Raw genomic sequence first — 635 nt, forward strand, 5'->3', positions numbered from 1 at the left:
TTTCAAGCTTAAACGCTTATCAAAAGGATACATATCAAGTGTCAAATTCGGATTTGCAATGGCCGTAATTAATGGAGCTTGACGTACAAGTAAGTTATCACCTTTTAAGTTTAACTGTAGACGCGGTGCATTTTTCCAGTCAAAACTACCTTTAAGTAACCCTACACCTTGTCCACTATTGAATGCACCATCAATTGTTGCCATGTCCTGATGAATAGATGAATACACCTGTACATTGGTTAAATTAACCGGCAGGGAAATCATACTGATTGCCCCGTTTTTCAAACGCATTTCGCCCGTAAACTGTGGCTGGGTCAAAGTACCATTCACTTTGCCAGCTAAGGCTAAGGTACCACTCATTGAACGTACATCTTGAATGAATGGTTTTAACACTTTTAACTGTACATCGTTAAAAGCTACCTCTCCATGCATCGGCATAGATGATTGGTAAGGATTAATAATAACATTCGCATATCCTGTACCAATATCAGGTGTTTTTACATCGACACGGAACAATAAGCCTTCTGAAATACTTTTCGCAATTACACTCAGTTCATCATAAGCCAAAGTAGTCGGTGGATCTTGCGGGTCTTCCGCTGCTAAGCCCAGTTCACCTTTTCTTGTCACTAAGCGTG

At 40.2% G+C, this 635-nt stretch carries 1 protein-coding gene; it reads right to left on the reverse strand.

From position 1 onward, the window contains the following. Positions 1-635 (reverse strand): translocation/assembly module TamB domain-containing protein (locus tag ABD296_RS49785; protein ID WP_407061598.1); only part of this gene is annotated, 635 nt, incomplete at both ends.

Source organism: Actinomadura napierensis, assembly GCF_039529375.1.
Lineage (GTDB): Bacteria > Actinomycetota > Actinomycetes > Streptosporangiales > Streptosporangiaceae > Spirillospora > Spirillospora napierensis.